Consider the following 2,459-nt stretch of genomic DNA (forward strand, 5'->3'; position numbering starts at 1 on the left):
GGCGGAGTGCGGCCAGGGGTGAGGCGGCGTTCCCCTCGTCTGGCGTTGACACCTCCGATCACCCCTGTCAGACTTTTGTGACGCCCGATGTCAGGGAAATCTGACAGGGGTGTCGAGGAGGGAATCCACGATGAGCGGCACCTCTCCGACAGGTGACGAACTGGTGCCACTGCTGGCCGCGCTGGCCAGCCCGCACCGGCTGCGGATCCTCGCCGCCCTGGCGCAACAGCGCACGTACGTCAGCGAGCTGGCACGGCAGCTGCACATGAACCGGCCACTGCTCTACATGCACCTGCAGAAGCTCGAAGCGGCCGGCCTGGTCACCGGCGAACTGGTGACAGCACCCGACGGCAGCTCGGTGAAGTACGTCCAGGCCGTGCCGTTCACGGTGCCCCTGGACCTCAACACGATCGTGCTGGCGGCGCAGAGCCTGACCGGCTCCGAGTCGGCCGCACAACAGAAGGAGTGAGCAATGACCCATCAGCTGGCGTTGGACATGGCGCAGACCTCCACCATCGCCGTGACGGCGATCGTGCTGGCGGTGATCACCGTTGCCGGTCTCATCGGGACCAGCATCTACCGCGCCCGATACGCCGCAGCCCGGGAGGAGGGCTACCGGGTGCTGGCCGAACGTGGCGCCGACAGCGCCCGGAGCACCGCGATCGAACTCAAGGGCGTCCGCGACGAACTCGGCGAGGTCCGGCAACGACTGGCCGCCCTCGAGAAGCTGCTCAGCCAGATCGGCTAACGAACGCACGGGGGAGGACCGTCGACGTGAACACCCTGACCCGACTGCTGACCCAGACCCGCCGCCTCGCCTCCACAGCCGTCTGTCTGGCCGTGCTCGCCACGACGGCGGCCCCGGTCGCCGCCAGCCCCGCATCCGCCGACGACCTGGCCGCCACCGAGCGCTACCTGCGCGACTACATGGAGCGGACACGGGCGCCCGGCCTGGCGTACGCGGTGATCCGCGGCGACGAGACCCTGCAACAAGGTGCCTGGGGCGTCGACGGCGACGGACAGCCGATGACCGTCCACACACCGTTCATGCTCGGGTCGACGAGCAAGTCGTTCACCGCACTCGCGGTGGCCCAACTGGTCGAGTCCGGCCGGGTCCACCTCGACGTCCCGGCCTCCACGTACGTTCCGTGGCTGCGCCTGGGCGCCCCGGACACCGCCCGGACGGTCACCGTCCGCCACCTGTTGACCCACACCAGCGGTCTACCGCAGGTCTGGAGCACCGACCTGACCGACCGGTACGACAACCGCCCCGGCGCACTGACCCGGTCCGTGCGGGACCTGGCCACCCTGCGCCCCATCGCGCCCGTCGGGCAGACCTACGAGTACAGCGACGCCAACTACATGATCCTCGGCGCGCTCGTCGAGAGCGTCACCGGCGACACCTTCGGCGGTTACCTACGCCGTCACGTGCTCGACCCGCTCCGGATGACGCACTCCGTGGCCACCGCCGACGAGGCCCGTGTCATCAGCATCCCCGCCGGGCACCGGTACTACCTCGGCCGGCCGCAACGCTTCGCCGCACCCTTCGACACCGCCGGAGTGCCGTACGGGTTCCTCGCCGCCAGCCTCGACGACCTGTCCCACTACGCCGTCGCGCAACTGGGCGGCGGTCGCTTCGGCGACACCCGGATCCTCAGCCCCGAGGGCACGAAACAGATGCACACCGGCACCGCGGACACCGGTCACGGCACCTACGGGTTCGGCTGGAAGAACAGCACCCTGGACGGCGTCGGCACCCGCATCGTCTGGCACGCCGGCGCGACCCCCGACTCCTTCACCCACCTCGTGCTGGCCCCCGACGCGAACCTCGCCGTGATCGTCATGACCAACATCTACGGCCTGCCGATGGACGCGCCACTGAGCGCCGGAGCGTTCAACGTGGCCCGCATCCTGCACGGTGGCACACCAGCCACCGCCACCGAGGACCCGATCCACACCTGGGCGCTGGGCGGGCTGCTCGCCGTCGCCGCAGCACTGCTCGTCATGCTCGGCTGGTCGGTGACCCGCGCCCTCCGTACCCGGCGACACCGCACCACCCTGCCGGCCCGTTCACGCACCCGGACGATCGTCACCACCGCCTGCTGGGTCGGCGGATGCGCCGCCGTCGCCGCCACCGCGACGTGGCTGGTGCCCTCCTTCTGGAAGGGCGCCGGGCTGGCCAAGCTCCAGCTGTGGGCGCCAGACGTCGGTCACGCCATCCGCGCCGTGGTCGTCCTGTCGGCCGCGCTCGCGCTGACCCGACTCGGCATCAGCGTGTACGACTCGTTCCGCACCCGCCGACCCGGCGCGCCCGCGCCGACGACAGCCCCACTCGGCACGCCTGCCCGATACGCCGCGACCCAGCGCCAGCGCGCATCCGCGACCTGTGGACAACGACCCCACCTGTGAACAAAGCCCTGATCATGGCCAGATGTGGTACGGCCGACCCCCCGAATCAA

Annotated in this window: 3 protein-coding genes; all 3 read left to right on the forward strand. The window is 70.3% G+C overall.

The genetic code is table 11. The annotated features are described in order from the left end of the window. Nucleotides 1-130: 130 nt before the first annotated feature. The 3 genes from ACWCO3_RS33945 to ACWCO3_RS33955 are packed head-to-tail and all read left to right on the forward strand — an operon-like array spanning nt 131 to nt 2,409. The gene (locus ACWCO3_RS33945) at nt 131-469 is read left to right on the forward strand and encodes an ArsR/SmtB family transcription factor (protein WP_357844956.1); all 339 of its coding nucleotides are present in this window, start codon (nt 131-133) and stop codon (nt 467-469) included. A 3-nt stretch (nt 470-472) separates the two neighbouring features. Next, nucleotides 473-748, forward strand: a complete 276-nt coding sequence (locus ACWCO3_RS33950) for a hypothetical protein (RefSeq protein WP_357844959.1) — start codon at nt 473-475, stop codon at nt 746-748. A gap of 26 nt (nt 749-774) precedes the next feature. Continuing rightward, entirely contained in the window at nt 775-2,409 is a 1,635-nt protein-coding gene (locus tag ACWCO3_RS33955; RefSeq protein WP_450014050.1) for a serine hydrolase domain-containing protein, read from the forward strand. Nucleotides 2,410-2,459 lie beyond the last annotated feature (50 nt).

This window comes from Micromonospora sp. NPDC002411, assembly GCF_053592955.1.

Excerpts from the sequence above, each read along its gene's own strand:
- ACWCO3_RS33950 (WP_357844959.1), top strand. The coding sequence starts at position 473 with ATGACCCATCAGCTGGCGTTGGACATGGCGCAGACCTCCACCATCGCC.
- ACWCO3_RS33945 (WP_357844956.1), top strand. The coding sequence starts at position 131 with ATGAGCGGCACCTCTCCGACAGGTGACGAACTGGTGCCACTGCTGGCC.